This is a genomic window from Lysinibacillus sp. fkY74-1 (assembly GCF_053165895.1).
Window position 1 is genome coordinate 2,723,248 of the sequence record NZ_CP170173.1, and the last position, 14,353, is coordinate 2,737,600.

14 protein-coding genes are annotated in these 14,353 nt (G+C 38.7%); 5 read left to right on the top strand and 9 right to left on the bottom strand.

The window, feature by feature from the left end; all coding sequences use genetic code 11:
* Nucleotides 1-11 precede the first annotated feature (11 nt).
* Nucleotides 12-359, bottom strand: a complete 348-nt coding sequence (locus tag ACE1MS_RS13345; protein ID WP_031416179.1) for a DUF2294 domain-containing protein — start codon at nucleotides 357-359, stop codon at nucleotides 12-14.
* A gap of 583 nt (nucleotides 360-942) precedes the next feature.
* Between ACE1MS_RS13345 and fdhF the strand changes: the two genes are divergently transcribed.
* Genes fdhF through ACE1MS_RS13360 form a run of 3 tightly spaced genes read left to right on the top strand, consistent with a single transcriptional unit; the run spans nucleotide 943 to nucleotide 5,421 of the window.
* Nucleotides 943-3,879, top strand: coding sequence for a formate dehydrogenase subunit alpha (gene fdhF / locus ACE1MS_RS13350; protein WP_036216709.1), 2,937 nt, complete (start codon nucleotides 943-945; stop codon nucleotides 3,877-3,879).
* 4 nt (nucleotides 3,880-3,883) lie between these two features.
* Nucleotides 3,884-4,363 (top strand): DUF1641 domain-containing protein, encoded by a 480-nt coding sequence (locus ACE1MS_RS13355; protein WP_031416181.1) that lies wholly within the window; start codon nucleotides 3,884-3,886, stop codon nucleotides 4,361-4,363.
* Between the two features lie 11 nt (nucleotides 4,364-4,374).
* Complete coding sequence (locus ACE1MS_RS13360) at nucleotides 4,375-5,421, top strand: Mrp/NBP35 family ATP-binding protein (RefSeq protein WP_099805332.1); 1,047 nt, start codon at nucleotides 4,375-4,377, stop codon at nucleotides 5,419-5,421.
* Between the two features lie 128 nt (nucleotides 5,422-5,549).
* Here ACE1MS_RS13360 and ACE1MS_RS13365 read toward each other — a convergent pair whose 3' ends face one another.
* The 4 genes from ACE1MS_RS13365 to ACE1MS_RS13380 all read right to left on the bottom strand — a co-directional run bounded on the left by ACE1MS_RS13365 (nucleotide 5,550) and on the right by ACE1MS_RS13380 (nucleotide 8,252).
* Complete coding sequence (locus tag ACE1MS_RS13365) at nucleotides 5,550-5,837, bottom strand: hypothetical protein (protein ID WP_031416182.1); 288 nt, start codon at nucleotides 5,835-5,837, stop codon at nucleotides 5,550-5,552.
* A 101-nt stretch (nucleotides 5,838-5,938) separates the two neighbouring features.
* Nucleotides 5,939-7,057: a PA2928 family protein gene (locus ACE1MS_RS13370; RefSeq protein WP_447402406.1), complete on the bottom strand. Its 1,119-nt coding sequence runs from the start codon at nucleotides 7,055-7,057 to the stop codon at nucleotides 5,939-5,941.
* A gap of 26 nt (nucleotides 7,058-7,083) precedes the next feature.
* The gene (locus ACE1MS_RS13375; RefSeq protein WP_031416183.1) at nucleotides 7,084-7,914 is read right to left on the bottom strand and encodes a CbrC family protein; all 831 of its coding nucleotides are present in this window, start codon (nucleotides 7,912-7,914) and stop codon (nucleotides 7,084-7,086) included.
* A 35-nt stretch (nucleotides 7,915-7,949) separates the two neighbouring features.
* Entirely contained in the window at nucleotides 7,950-8,252 is a 303-nt protein-coding gene (locus ACE1MS_RS13380; protein WP_031416184.1) for an antibiotic biosynthesis monooxygenase family protein, read from the bottom strand.
* A gap of 86 nt (nucleotides 8,253-8,338) precedes the next feature.
* Here ACE1MS_RS13380 and ACE1MS_RS13385 point away from each other — a divergent pair, with 86 nt between their 5' ends.
* Nucleotides 8,339-9,025 (top strand): ArsR/SmtB family transcription factor, encoded by a 687-nt coding sequence (locus tag ACE1MS_RS13385; protein ID WP_203582498.1) that lies wholly within the window; start codon nucleotides 8,339-8,341, stop codon nucleotides 9,023-9,025.
* Between the two features lie 26 nt (nucleotides 9,026-9,051).
* On the opposite strand, the gene ACE1MS_RS13390 is transcribed toward ACE1MS_RS13385, so the two are convergent.
* The 4 genes from ACE1MS_RS13390 to ACE1MS_RS13405 form a co-directional block, all read right to left on the bottom strand.
* Nucleotides 9,052-9,927 carry a DMT family transporter gene (locus tag ACE1MS_RS13390; protein WP_036216717.1) on the bottom strand — a complete coding sequence of 292 codons (876 nt, stop codon included), beginning with the start codon at nucleotides 9,925-9,927 and terminating at the stop codon, nucleotides 9,052-9,054.
* Nucleotides 9,928-10,068: 141 nt separating this feature from the next.
* A complete protein-coding gene (locus tag ACE1MS_RS13395; protein WP_325881587.1) occupies nucleotides 10,069-11,049 on the bottom strand; it encodes an alpha/beta fold hydrolase in 981 nt (326 codons plus the stop codon).
* A 178-nt stretch (nucleotides 11,050-11,227) separates the two neighbouring features.
* Complete coding sequence (locus ACE1MS_RS13400; protein WP_325881589.1) at nucleotides 11,228-12,586, bottom strand: HAMP domain-containing sensor histidine kinase; 1,359 nt, start codon at nucleotides 12,584-12,586, stop codon at nucleotides 11,228-11,230.
* Complete coding sequence (locus ACE1MS_RS13405) at nucleotides 12,583-13,257, bottom strand: response regulator transcription factor (RefSeq protein WP_012294898.1); 675 nt, start codon at nucleotides 13,255-13,257, stop codon at nucleotides 12,583-12,585. Before ACE1MS_RS13405 ends, ACE1MS_RS13400 begins: the two co-directional genes overlap by 4 nt.
* A 205-nt stretch (nucleotides 13,258-13,462) precedes the next feature.
* Here ACE1MS_RS13405 and ACE1MS_RS13410 point away from each other — a divergent pair, with 205 nt between their 5' ends.
* Nucleotides 13,463-14,338, top strand: a complete 876-nt coding sequence (locus ACE1MS_RS13410; RefSeq protein WP_447402407.1) for a hypothetical protein — start codon at nucleotides 13,463-13,465, stop codon at nucleotides 14,336-14,338.
* Nucleotides 14,339-14,353: the final 15 nt, after the last annotated feature.

Genomic DNA, 14,353 nt, shown 5'->3' on the forward strand with positions numbered 1-14,353 from the left:
GGCATCCTCCTTTATTCACTTATAGGCTTTTCAAAAACAAAGACGGAAATCGCAAAATCCTCTTCAATTTTAATATCTGAAAATAAGTGGAGTAATTTACTGCCCATTAATTCTTCCATGCCTTCCGGTGGGGATTGTGCATATAAATCTTGAATCATGCTCGTCCTTGCGGCATGAACCATTTTTAATCCTTCGGGTGAACCCGCAATAAATTTTTCAGTTGGAGTGATATTCCCATATAAAGTGGAGACAGCCATATTTTCAACAAAAACCGTATGAATACGTTCTGGTCCTTTACCAAAAACTTCTTTTCGTAATTTACGAATCATATCGTTAAATTCATGAACTTTTTTAGACATAGTAACGATTCTCCCATCATCATTATACTTTTTTAGGCAATCACTATGGGGGTCACCCTTACAGTTTGTTAATCATATAGTAACTTTTAAAAAAATAAAAGAGAAAATATTTTTGATAATTATTCTCATGTAAAAATATTGATAATTCATATTGTTCCTTTTGCAGGAAAGGGCTATAATAATAGCACAAATGGAATTTATGTATTTTGATCCCTATGTCTTCCTCTACTTAGAAGTCGCATAGTGTTTATAAATATTTGAATTCTATGATGACCTAAAAATAAAAGTTGATTGAGTTTTTAGCAAGGCCTGCTAAGAATTTTATCCACCATGAATGTATTAGCATGTCTTAGACGTGCCATTTCATGGTGGATTTTTTTTATTTTTTAACCCGAGACATGGATAACTTGTTATGTTCTAACAATTACTCTATTTTGAGGTAGCTTCACGTCGATTTGGGAATTACAATGATAGCAAGACAATCTTTTCATCATTTTTGGAAAGCTCGTATTGTAATTCCCTTTTGTCTTAAGCCGTAACAGGTTGTCCGAGTAGTCTCATAGTGTAAAAGGAGGAAATTACCTTGACTCAAATTCATATTAATGGCGTAACGTACGATGTAAAAGAAGGCGCTACAATCCTTGATACCATTAATCAACATGACATCCCTCATCCACAGATTTGTCATGTACCTACCGTCGATCCAATCGAAACGTGTGATACATGTATCGTTGAGGTAAACGGCCAATTAGTTCGATCATGCTCAACAAAAGCAGTCGATGGCATGAATGTATTATTAACCTCTGACAAAGCAAAAACGGCGCAAACAGAAGCGATGGATCGTCTTCTTGAAAATCATTTATTGTACTGTACAGTTTGTGATAATAATAATGGGAATTGTACGTTACACAACACAGCCGAGTTAATGGAAATCGAACATCAAAAGTATCCATACAAACCAAAAGTGGAGCCACATGAAGTGGACATGTCACACCCATTTTACCGCTATGATCCAAATCAATGTATCGCATGTGGACAATGTGTAGAGGTCTGTCAAAGTTTACAGGTGAATGAAACACTATCTTTGGATTGGGAAGCAGAAAGACCTCGCGTAATTTGGGATACCGGCGTTGCGATTAATGATTCTTCCTGTGTCAGCTGCGGTCAATGTGTAACCGTTTGCCCATGTAATGCGTTAATGGAAAAATCCATGCTTGGAGAGGCTGGATTTATGACTGGTCTTAAACAGGATATGTTAGATCCAATGATTAGCTTGATAAAAGAAGTAGAACCCGGCTATAGTGGTATCTTTGCTGTTTCTGAAGTGGAAGCAGCGATGCGTAGTAAACGGACGAAAAAGACAAAAACAGTCTGTACATTCTGTGGTGTAGGCTGCTCATTCGAAGTGTGGACAAAAGATCGTAAAATTTTAAAAGTACAACCTTCCGATGGTCCTGTAAATGCCATTTCTACTTGTGTCAAAGGGAAATTCGGTTGGGACTTCATCAACTCTGAAGAACGTATTACAAAGCCATTAATTCGTAAAGATGATGCCTTTGTGGAATCTTCTTGGGATGAAGCACTTGATTTAATTGCCGCTAAACTGGGGGGGATTCAACAACAATATGGCCCTGGTTCTGTGGGCTTTATCTCTTCTTCTAAAATTACAAACGAGGAAAATTACTTAATTCAAAAAATGGCACGCCAATTGTTTGAGACAAATGATGTAGATAATTGCTCCCGTTATTGCCAATCACCGGCAACGGACGGTTTATTACGCACAGTAGGTATGGGTGGGGATGCAGGAACCATCAAAGATATTGCCAATGCTGGTCTTGTCATTATTATCGGGGCTAACCCAGCTGAAGGTCATCCTGTTTTGGCCACTCGTGTCAAACGTGCCCATAAATTACATGGTCAGAAACTAATTGTTGCCGATATACGTAAACATGAAATGGCTGAGCGTTCTGACATATTCATGCGTCCGAAACAAGGTACGGACCAAGTATGGTTAATGGCAGTAACCAAGTATATGATGGATCAGGGTTGGCATGATGAAGCCTTCATTCAGAAAAATGTCCTACACTTGGATGAGTTCAAACAAGTTCTTGAAAAATACACACTTGATTATGCACAAGAAATGACTGGTATCTCAAAAGAAACCTTAATTCAGGTGGCAGAAATGATTCGCGAGGCAGACGGGACTTGCGTTCTTTGGGGTATGGGTGTCACACAAAATACAGGTGGTTCATATACGTCAGCTGCCATTTCTAATTTACTTTTAGCAACTGGTAACTACCGTCGTCCAGGTGCAGGTGCCTACCCTCTTCGCGGCCATAATAATGTTCAAGGCGCTTGTGATATGGGTACACTACCGAATCTATTGCCAGGCTATCAAAAAGTAACAGATGATGAAGCGCGAGCTAAATTTGAAAAAGCATACGGTGTTAATATTCAACCACAACCAGGTCGTAATAATATGCAAATGTTAGATGCGATTATGGAAGGTAAAATGAAAGCAATGTATTTGGTAGGTGAAGATATGGCACTTGTCGACTGTAATGCTAACCATGTAGATGAAGTTCTATCCCAATTAGACTTCTTTGTGGTCCAAGATTGTTTCCTATCACGTACGGCACAATATGCGGATGTTATTTTACCAGCTGCTCCTTCACTCGAAAAAGAAGGTACATTCACTAATACAGAACGTCGCGTTCAACGACTGTATCAGGTTTTACCGACGCTGGGAGAGTCAAAGGCAGATTGGGAAATCCTGCAAGCAGTCGCTTGTCGTCTAGGTGCTGACTGGCATTACAATCATCCAAGCGATATATTCGATGAAATGGCTAGCCTATCTCCCCTTTTCTCACAAGCAAACTACGATGTACTGGAAGGCTGGGGTAGCTTCTGCTGGGGTAGTCATGATGGGAAAGATACACCTTTACTCTATGAGGACGGATTTAACTTCCCTGATAAAAAGGCACGCTTTGCATTAAATGACTGGGTGGAACCAGTTGAATTTGAGGCACAGTATGATTGCCATATTAATAACGGACGTATGCTTGAACACTTCCATGAAGGCAACTTAACGAATAAATCAAAGGGTATACAATCAAAAGTTCCTGAGATTTTCGTAGAAGTATCACCAGAATTAGCGAAAGAACGAGGCATTGAGGATGGAGCCCTACTACGCTTAGTATCGCCATATGGTGCATTAAAGCTAAATGCTCTTGTCACAGATCGTGTACAAGGTAACGAGTTATTCTTACCAATGAACTCTGTTAGCAAGGATTCAGCTATTAATTTCTTAACAGGTCCAGCCGCAGATGTGAATACGTCAACACCTGCTTATAAACAAACGAAAGTCCGAGTAGAAGTGCTAAAAGCAAAAGGAAAATCACCACTTCCTCGAACAAACCCACGTTATAAAAAGCGCCATCCTCAAAATGGCGTCGAGGTACAACGGAAATGGAATCGTCCTGGCTACGTTCACTTAACAACTACTAATGAAAGAGAGTGAGAGCATGGCTGTCCCGATTACAAACATAAAAAAGCAACCATTTACGGAAGAACAACTAAAAGAACAAAAAATAGACAATCTAAAACAATTACTTTCTGAACATGAAGAAGCAGTTCAGCAAGTATTTACCATTATGTCAGAATTAAATGATATTGGTGCATTAGAAGCCGCTACTAAGTTACTTGAAGCGAAAGAGGATGTGGCTCATATAGCACTTGGACAATTAACACGAAAGCCTGTGACGAATATTATTAATAATTTGATGGGTGTTGCAGGAGCCTTGACAGAGCTAAATCCTGAAACAACAGCAAAACTTATTGAAGGCTTACATGCTGGAGTGGACGAAGCCAATAAAGCTCTAGAGACTGATGAAAAAGTGAGTGCTTTTAAGCTAGTTAAAATGTTAAATGATCCAGATGTTAATCGTGCACTCAATTTTGGTGTCCATTTCTTAAAAGGACTTGGCAAAGGCTTGAAAGATTAGGTGGTGCCTTCATGTTAACGAAAGAAAATATACTAAACACCTTGAAACAGGTAGAAGATCCAGAGCTTCACCAAAGTATCATAGACTTAAATATGGTGCGAAATATTCAAATCAACGGTACACAAGTATCGCTTGATATCATTTTGACTATTCCTGGCTGCCCTTTAAAGGCAAAAATCCAACAGGATGTGGAGGAGGCGTTAAAAACGCTCGGTGTCTCCCCTGTTGTCATTAGCTTTGGGGCAATGACCGAACTGGAACGTCGCACCTTAACTGCCTCTCTACAAGCAGAAAAGGTGACAGACACAGGTATGCCCAAAATGCTGTTGCCCCATTCTGGCGTTCAATTTATCGCAGTAACTAGTGGTAAAGGTGGTGTTGGTAAGTCTACCGTAACCATCAACCTAGCTGTTGCTCTTGCCCGTCTTGGAAAACGTGTCGGTATTTTAGATGCAGATATTTACGGCTTCAGTATACCTACGATGATGAATGTTGACCAAAAACCAACCATGCTGGACCAAACTGCAATTCCTGTGATGGTTCATGGTGTTAAAATCATGTCGATGGGCTTTTTTACAAATGACAATCAGCCTGTCATGTGGCGTGGGCCTATGCTTAACAAATGGATTCGAAATTTCCTAGTCAACACACATTGGGGAGATTTAGATTATCTCCTCATTGATTTGCCTCCAGGTACAGGTGATGTGGCAATTGATATGGCAGCGATGATCCCTCAAGCACAGGAGATTATTGTTACAACACCACATCTTGCTGCATCTCACGTTGCTTCCCGTGCAGGTTTAATGGCTCAACATACCAAACACACCATACTTGGCGTCGTCGAAAATATGGCCTATTTTGAAGGGGCAGATGGTCAAAAAAACTATCTTTTTGGACAAGGTGGGGCTGAGCAATTAGCCGAATTACTGAATACGAATGTTTTAGCACATATTCCTTTTGCTCAACCTGAAGAAAATACAGGCTCCTCCGTGTATGATGCAGATACAATTATTGGTGAAATTTTCACTCACCTAGCAGAAGATTTGCTCTATCAATAAAAAAATCCCTTGATTTGCATATACACAAATCAAGGGATTCTATTTATTCCCCGCTATTTTTTACAGCACTGCCCAAATAATCACAAACGAACGTGATCTTTCGAGCATTCACCGTTTTTAATGGATTACTAATAGCCAGCCTTTTTTAATTCTTGCATGAAATAAAAACGATACGTATTGTGGACAAATGTATCTAATGGAAGCCCTACATTCACCTGATATTTTGTAAAAATAAAATAAAATCGTTTATCCCATTTTAAACGCAATAATTCTCCCGCTTCTTTACCATGCTTACATGTAAATTCCACAATTAAAGGTTCAATCATCCGAAAACAATATTTTTTTAAATGAGCGAGAGCTTCAATATCTTTATCCCTTTGAAAGCGTGTAATCCAATCTAATATTTGCTCGTTCATTATCTTGCTCCAATCTTATCATTCAGAGTTTCTTCCTATTAAATTATACTCTTATTTAGTAGAAGCGAAAAATACTTTCCCGAGCTTCATCATTTTTTGCCTCAAGTTATATCATCATCAACAGGACGATTCCAACGTAGGTGATATTGAACAACTTTATCCCTTGACTGTTTATCTAGGACTAAAAGCTGATCACCCGTCTGGATGATATAGCCCTTCTCTAGCGTTCTTACTTTAGGCTGCTGTTGATAGGAATTAAGAGCACCAATCTTTTCTTCCCATAGCAATTGATGCTTTTTCATATCGTACAGCACAAGCATATGATCTGCACTCTCTCGCTGGGTCTGTCGATAGGAAAGGAGGGCAACGCTTTCCACAATATCTATAGCCATCACTTTTGGCTCTAAATTTTGATAATTTCGTATAGCAGGCTCTGACAACACTTGTTGACTAAAATCTTGAATCTCTTGATAATTCTCTAAAGGCTGCTGATGAGTAGCAAAATAACCTGGCAAATCCGATTCAATAAAAAAACGTGCAGATATATAATTTTCAGCTTTGGTATCTTTGTTTAAGGCCTTGCCATCATAATGATAAAAATGGCCATCGACACCTTCTAGATAAAGTTCGTTTTGTAACGCTATCATTTGTTGCGCACCACTGCTCAAAATATCTATTAAAGGCTGATGCTGTTGGCGAAATTCCTTTTCAGAAAGTATTTCTTTTCCCGTTTCTATATCTAAAAGTGACAATTGCCCATACTCCCCATCTCGATGGTGAACAAGTAAGCCACCCATAAAATTCCCAATCAGTGTTTCTTTATAAGAAGCAGATTTTGTCCATTGTTTTTCACCTGTCTCCAAATTCACAGCTACAATAAGATAGTGTGAAATCAAATGTGTAATGCCATTTGATGAACCATTATTTTCATAGCCCTGTACCATTTGTACAGCTATTTTTTGTGATTCATCTGTATAAATAGAGGAGTCCGATTTGATTGGAAAGCTTCGTCCTGCTAAACCAAAAACTATCATGAGTCCATTACTTACTACTAAATAAATGACGAGCAAGCTGATAGAAATAACTAGACGCTTCCGTTTAATAGCTATAAATACTAACAATAACAATCCCAGTCCAAAGATAATCCCTAAAAAAATATCGTGAACAAGCCAGCCATTGAAGCGCCAGGAATACATATACCGTTGAAGAAATTGTTCCACTTTACTACCTCCTCTACTAAACAACCTTAGCTAAAATCAGAATAAAGCACATAGCGATCACATTCCAGGCATTGAAATAAATACCCCTGATGATGACCATTGTTCATTAAGGAAGCAGAAACCTCTTCTAGCGAAAAGCCCGTATAATTGTCAAACTGATCGTCAATGCCTAGCTCCACCATATCACTCCAGCCAACATAGCCAATAAATGCACAATAATCTGAGCAATGGGCTACCCAATTATTCCCTTGCCAGCTCACATAGCCTGGCGTTCGATATAGCACTTCCTCCGCCAATCTAGGATTTGTAATATGTTCATCATGAATTAAATCTTGCTGGTAAGAGCCATCATATTTTTGCGCCGCTTCCCCACTATGGATACATGAAGGGCAAAGATAATCTACATCCTCTATCGCGTAAATACCGCCAGTATAATAGACATCCACTTCCTGTTGACAACAATCGCATACAACGATATCATCTGTCTCAAAAATTTTCGCCTCTAATGGCTTTGGTAAATATTTAAACGTAGGGATGAACGTTTTAATAGGCCGTTGATCTCGTATTTTTTGTGGCATCAACGGAACCATTGAATTTGGTTGATTTATGTAGGTTTGTAGCGTTCCAAATTTTTTACGATCTTTTTTATCATTATTATTCATAATAGCAGTAAATAGTTGATACGCTTCTGGATACATCCTTAGTAAACAATAGACCTCGACAAGTATTCTCAATGTTTCTTGCGTTTGTGGCTCATTCTTTAATTGCTCTTTAAAAATATGCATCCGGTTAACCGTGATTGGTTGAGAAGGATTGAAATTATTTCTAAGCTCTTGCCATTCTTCAGCAATTGTCATCAAAATCTGCCTCCTTCGTTTGCCTAATTTTACTATTAAAAAGAATACTCTTTCATGACTTGGCAAATTTCAACTTGATAATGCGTGTACCATTTCTCTTTTCCTAATTGCTGGGCCGCTAAATGCTTGGCATTAGCTTTCCATGCTTGAATAGCCTCTAGTGATTCCCAATAGGATACGGTCATGCCCTTCCCTTCCTCATCCCTTACACTTTCAACACGTATGAAGCCAGGCTGTTGCTTGGCTAAGGCATCTATTATTTCGGCCATCTTGCCATAGCCCTCCCCATCATGTTCGGTTCTTTGTGAAGTAAAGATCACTGCATAATATGTTTCCATTTATTTCTCCCCCTCTATAACTTTTATTGTAAACGATAATGACTTTGACTAAAATCAAAATATAGCAAACGAAAGGATTGTGACATATGGGAATTAATCCAAATATGGCTGAAGTCGCAGCACTCCTCGGCGAAACTTCAAGAGCTACTATACTCTCTAGTATGATGGACGGTCGCCTCCATACGGCTAGTGAGCTAGCCTATATGGCCGCTATTAAACCTCAAACAGCTAGCTTCCATCTAGCTAAATTAGTAGAAGGAAAACTAATAAAGGTGGAAAAACAGGGTAGACACCGCTATTTTCAATTAGCAGACGAGGAAATTGCTCAATTTCTTGAATCCTTCCTAGCCATTTCACCTCCTCCTGAAATACGATCTTTAAAACAATCTAGCCAAATAAAATTGTTGCAGGAGGCTCGAACTTGCTATGACCATCTGGCTGGTAAATTAGGTGTTCATTTGACAGAATCGATGATGCGAGCGGGCTATTTAAAATTAGAAGAAAAGCAGTTTGTTTTAACAGATGAAGGCACATTATTTTTCACATCATTTGGTATCGATTTACCTGCATTAAAAAAGAAAAGAAGATCCTTCTCACACGCCTGTTTAGATTGGAGCGAACGGCGTTATCATTTGGCTGGTGCTCTTGGTAGTGAGCTATTCAATCATTTATTCCAGCTTGGCTGGCTTACTCGTGTCCCTGCTATTCGCGCCATTCAGGTGACGGAGAAAGGTAAAATTGGATTGAAAGACGTATTTCAAATAGAGATGTAAACTAATATTGGACTTGAGGCAAAACATTATGACCTCAAGTCTTTTGTTCGACTAAACGTACGATTGACTAGGTAAATTCCGACTAGTATGAATAATCCCCCTCCCATGAAAGATGGTTGTAATGGTTCATCTAATAACAGCCAGCCCGTTAACACGCCAAAAAAAGGAGCTAAAAACAAATAGGCGCTTGTTTTCCCAGGGTCACTATTTTGCAGTAAATAATACCAGCCTGCAAATTGGATAATGGAGGAAAAGAGGCTAAGCCATAATAAAATCAGCAATGAATGCTGATTGACCATAAAAAACGGTTGCTCTAATAATGTACTCGCTAGGAAAAGAAGCAAGCCCCCAAACAGCATTTGATAGGCTGATAAAACCCAAGTATCAAATAACGCCCCCCATTCTTTCGCTAATAATGTGGCAATCGCCCAAAAAACAGCCGATAAAAATCCAAATAGAAGCCCTATTTTCCATTCAACCTGGGCACCCATCGTAATCATCACACCGATTAAACCAAGAAAAACACCTACCCATTGATGCACATGGTAACGTGCTTTAGTAAAAAGGGTGGCAAATAGGACAACAAGTAGTGGGTTTGTAAATGTTAAAATAGAGGACTCACTTGCTGTAATGGTACGGAGGCTTAGAAATATACACCCCATCACTCCCGCCGTTTGAAATCCGCCAAGGATTAATAGCTTCCCCCACTCTTTCCTTGATGTTGGATGCGGTCTTTTCAAGAGGATAACGATAATAGCCATGATGATTCCTGCCAATATAAATCTCAGGGCAGCAAGCAATAAAGGGGATGAATAAGGTAAACCTAATTTTACGACTGCGAAAGATGAACCCATTAAAAAGGTTGTTACTACTAATAAAGCTATAAATTGATAGTTTTTCATACAACATACTCCTTAGCTGATTTTTGATCATTCTATTTGAATTATAAACAGGCAATGATTCAACATTCATCGAAGTATGGATTACATCTAGTTTTGAAACATAAAAAAACTTACCTCCATCATGATAGAGGTAAGACACTTTCACGATTCATGATTCATAAATTTTTTCAGATTTTCAGCAATTTCTCGTGATTTTGTATGGTGTAAGTAATGATCTCCATCCATTATAATGACTTTGCCATGCACTGAATTTTCAACCTGCTCCTCATGGAGTGGTATCCAGTTTTTCTCAATTCCATCACTGTTGTTCGCCTGAACAAATAACAAAAGAGGTAAATCTTTAGGGAATGTAAGGTTTTCTGCTTCTTTAAACTTTTGATATATCCCCTTTAGTTCATTAGAAGTACTCGTATTATAAAAGTTTTTAAGGGTAATCATCCTAATTTGCTCTTTTGTTTCATCGTCATAAGGTAACCCAGCATATGGATCAGTACCCGATAGTTTTAGAGCTACTCTAGCAATGCCTGATTTTTTCAAAAGCTGTAGCGACTTAATGGGGAATTCTGTATCCATACCACCCTGAGTTGGAACACTGCTATCAATTCCGATAAATGCAGTTACCTCATCCGGATATTTATTGACATAATTGAGCCCATAGATCCCTGCTATCGAATGTCCCATTAACATATACTGGTCAATTTTTAATGTCTGTAGCGCTTCATGAATCTCACTTACTATATTCTCTGTGCTGCGCTCTTTCTTAGTATCATCGCTTAGCCCATAGCCAAAAGGCTCTACAGAAACTACCTTATAGTTTGGAGCTAGTTCTTCAATCAGTGGCTGAAAATCAAGCGTTGGAGCTGCTGTTCCGAAGCCTGGGAGTAAGACAATGGTTTCTGTCCCCTTACCTTGAATAGTAATATTCATATTTTCTCCATTAACAGCAACGAGCTGACCATAGGGTTCTATTTTACCTTGTTCTATTTTGTTGAAAATAATGTTAACTGTAAAAACAATAGCGAGTAGTAGCACTCCTATTGCACCTATAATCGCTATCGATTTCAATAATATTCTAGTAAATTTTTTCATGTTTGACGCACGAGGGGGTTCACCTTTACTCATGCCTGCCTCCTTTACACTGTTGTTAACAGCTACCTTATGAGCCGTTAACAACAGTGTAAAGGACGAAGATGTCTTCCCAATGACGGTAATATGAACGCAATATGAACAATAAAAAAAAATGGTACGATATCCTACATGAAGAATCACATAGGAATCGTACAATCGTACCTTTTATTTTTTAATTAGCTGTGGTTGGCAATGTAACAATAAATGTCGTTCCTTGTTCAAGTTTACTCTCCACCTGAACGTCCCCTTTATGCAAGGAAACGATTTGTTTCACAATAGCAAGTCCCATCCCACTTCCCTCATATTTTCGACTGTGGGAACGGTCCGCCTTAAAAAATCGCTCGAATACTCGCTTCTGATCTTCTTGAGAAATGCCAATGCCCGTATCTGTTATGCGAACTAACACATGATGAGCCTCTTGTGACATGCTAATCTTTATTGTGTCGCCATCCTTTGAAAATTTAATACTATTCGTAAGAAGATTTGTCCATACCTGATTTAATTGGTCGTAATCTGCCATGACATAAACCGATTGCAACTGGAGGTTAAAATGGATGTTTTTAGCCATCCATTGTGGCTGGATTGCGACGATTACACGTCTAATTTGTTCATCTAGGCTTAACGACACAAGCTGCATCGGTGGTGCCTTGGATTCAAGCAAACTTAGTTTTAGTAGGCTATCACTCATTTTAGACATTCGTTGAGCTTCAGCCATAATAATATCAAGATAACGGTTTTTTTCCTCAATCGTTAAGTCTACTTGCTTTAGTGCCAAAGCATAGCCAGATATCGAAGTAAGTGGTGACTGAACCTCATGGGACACATTCGAGACGAATTCTTTCCTCATTTGCTCTAATTGCTGCAAATCGGAAGCCATTTCTTCAAAGCTTCTGGCTAAAACACCTAATTCTCCTGATTGTTTAATGTTGAGCTCGACATTAAAATCTCCACCTGCTATATGTCTCGTCGCTTTTGTTAATTTTTTAATCGGTCTGACTAAAAACATAGCCGCTATTAGAAATACTACACTGCCTATAACTAGCGCATATGTGGAAAAATTTAAAATTAACGTGAGCGCAAATGAGACCGAGGAGACAGCTTTTGGTTCGATAAACATCGCTTTGGTTCCTTTGTCAGTTGTTAAAGGCATACCGACAAGTCCTGAAGAAACGTTCGGATTCACTTGCACAACTTTACCATCCAACACGTCTCGAACCTGCTTCTTAGTCACTTTATTCAATGTATCACTTTGAGCGTCTCCATAAGCCTTCATCCCCCCTGCTTCATCATAAACATAGACATCATACGATTTCAGTTGATTCATTTGGCTAAGTAAATGGTCTGCCTCCTGAAAAGGCATTGTGTCAAAAATTAAGACAATGTCCTGTCCAAAATTCAGCAAGGGGATTTGTAAGTATTCATTCAATTTATCTTTAAATAACCATGTGGCTACGAAGAAGGAAACGACTGTACCACCAATGACCGCAACTAGAAATGTTAACACGACGCGTGTATATAAAGATTTGATCATTCATCAACCTCTAGCCTGTAACCAAGACCTCGTATCGTCTCAATATGAAAATCAGCTATCAAAGCGAAGCGCTCACGCAAGCGCTTTATATGTACATCAATTGTTCGATTATCACCAGCATAATCAATTCCCCAAATTTGATCGATCAGCTGTTCACGTGTATATACCTGTCCAGGTGTTTCGGCTAACTTATATAATAATTCAAACTCTTTAAGTGGCAGCGTAATAGCATCCGTTCCAGTCATAATTTTAAAGGTCTGACGGTCAAGAGTAATAGCTCCGAGCTGAATGGTCTGCGAATAACCAATTCTGTAGCGCTTTAATAAAGCCTTTACACGTACCGTCAGCTCTAAAGGATCGAATGGCTTGGTCAAATAATCATCTGTCCCGAGCTCAAAGCCTTTGACTTTTTCCCACGTCTCACCTCTTGCTGTCAGCATGAGTAATGGGATTTCAGCATTGGCTCTCCGTAGCTCCTTACATAAAGTCCAACCATCCATCGTTGGCATCATAATATCAAGCACTACGAGATCAACAGGTGTTGAGTGATAGATGGATAATGCTTCCTTACCATCTTCGGCTTCCACTGTTGCGAATCCTTCCTTGCGCAGAAACAGGCATACAAGCTCGCGAATATTCGGATCGTCATCAGCAACAAGTATAGTTGTCATACATCCGTTCCCTCATTTCCAATATAAAAGTCAACCCTATTATACTATAAATGAACTTCACTTCTCACCTTCATGCCTCTCCTTTCAAGGGAACTCTTCCTTAAGACCCGCAGCTTTTCTTCATTTCTTCTCTTTTTACATAAAATGAAACTTTTGGGTTTTGAATCCGTACTATTTAGAAAATATTGATTTTTCTGGAGGTCATATGTTTAAAACTAGAGGCTTTACCCTTATCTTTATATGCTTTTTAACAGCCTGCTCTCAGAATACCGCAATTCCTAAAGAGCAAATACAAGAAGAAAAAAATAAAGAGAATATCGTGGTAACAGCAGATGGTAAACTTACCTTTGAGATTATTAATAACATGGAGGCTCCCCAAGAAACTGTAGATACGATAAAAGATGAACTATGTAAGGCTTATGAGAATATTTTGCAATCCATCCATACATCCTATGTTCCATCTGAGCATATAACAGTATTTCTAAATGATGGTACTCCCTCATGGGGATTAGCATCAAAAATCGTGTTAGATCTCAGCTTAGAAAATCCCCCACTTGTCCATGAATTGACACATTCCTTACTTGGTTACGGGGGCAATTTTGATACCGATAATGGCTACTTTACGCAGGAAGGTTATGCGGTTTATATGGACGATCAATTCGGTAAAAATGAATTAAATCTTGAAAAGTATATGAAGCATTTTCTGGATTCAGACAAATTAATTCCCATTAGCAAATTAATAGACCCAAATCAAGATGATCATTATTTTCGCGCAGAGCTTCCAAACAAAGAAGAACAGAGTGTCCTTTGGGGGATGAGCTATATACATGCTGCTTCATTTGTTAAATATTTAGTTGAAAAGTACGGGATAGAAAAGTTTGAACAAATCTATGATAAGAAAGACCTGGCAAAGAAAATAGAAGTAGTATACGGAAAAAGCGTTAGTGAAATTGAAATGGATTGGTTAGCCTTTATTAACAATCAACCACGGTTTACCTATGAAGAAAAATTAAAATTGCCTGATTTCTATGATACTAATACAATTATTCTCCAGCTTGATCCTACATTTTTTGAAAGGTAGTAAAGAGACCCACGT

Excerpts from the sequence above, each read along its gene's own strand:
- ACE1MS_RS13395 (WP_325881587.1), bottom strand. The coding sequence starts at position 11,049 with ATGAGTAAAGGTGAACCCCCTCGTGCGTCAAACATGAAAAAATTTACT.
- ACE1MS_RS13355 (WP_031416181.1), top strand. The coding sequence starts at position 3,884 with ATGGCTGTCCCGATTACAAACATAAAAAAGCAACCATTTACGGAAGAA.
- ACE1MS_RS13365 (WP_031416182.1), bottom strand. The coding sequence starts at position 5,837 with ATGAACGAGCAAATATTAGATTGGATTACACGCTTTCAAAGGGATAAA.
- ACE1MS_RS13380 (WP_031416184.1), bottom strand. The coding sequence starts at position 8,252 with ATGGAAACATATTATGCAGTGATCTTTACTTCACAAAGAACCGAACAT.
- ACE1MS_RS13405 (WP_012294898.1), bottom strand. The coding sequence starts at position 13,257 with ATGACAACTATACTTGTTGCTGATGACGATCCGAATATTCGCGAGCTT.
- ACE1MS_RS13345 (WP_031416179.1), bottom strand. The coding sequence starts at position 359 with ATGTCTAAAAAAGTTCATGAATTTAACGATATGATTCGTAAATTACGA.
- ACE1MS_RS13400 (WP_325881589.1), bottom strand. The coding sequence starts at position 12,586 with ATGATCAAATCTTTATATACACGCGTCGTGTTAACATTTCTAGTTGCG.
- ACE1MS_RS13385 (WP_203582498.1), top strand. The coding sequence starts at position 8,339 with ATGGGAATTAATCCAAATATGGCTGAAGTCGCAGCACTCCTCGGCGAA.
- ACE1MS_RS13410 (WP_447402407.1), top strand. The coding sequence starts at position 13,463 with ATGTTTAAAACTAGAGGCTTTACCCTTATCTTTATATGCTTTTTAACA.
- ACE1MS_RS13360 (WP_099805332.1), top strand. The coding sequence starts at position 4,375 with ATGTTAACGAAAGAAAATATACTAAACACCTTGAAACAGGTAGAAGAT.
- ACE1MS_RS13375 (WP_031416183.1), bottom strand. The coding sequence starts at position 7,914 with ATGACAATTGCTGAAGAATGGCAAGAGCTTAGAAATAATTTCAATCCT.
- ACE1MS_RS13390 (WP_036216717.1), bottom strand. The coding sequence starts at position 9,927 with ATGAAAAACTATCAATTTATAGCTTTATTAGTAGTAACAACCTTTTTA.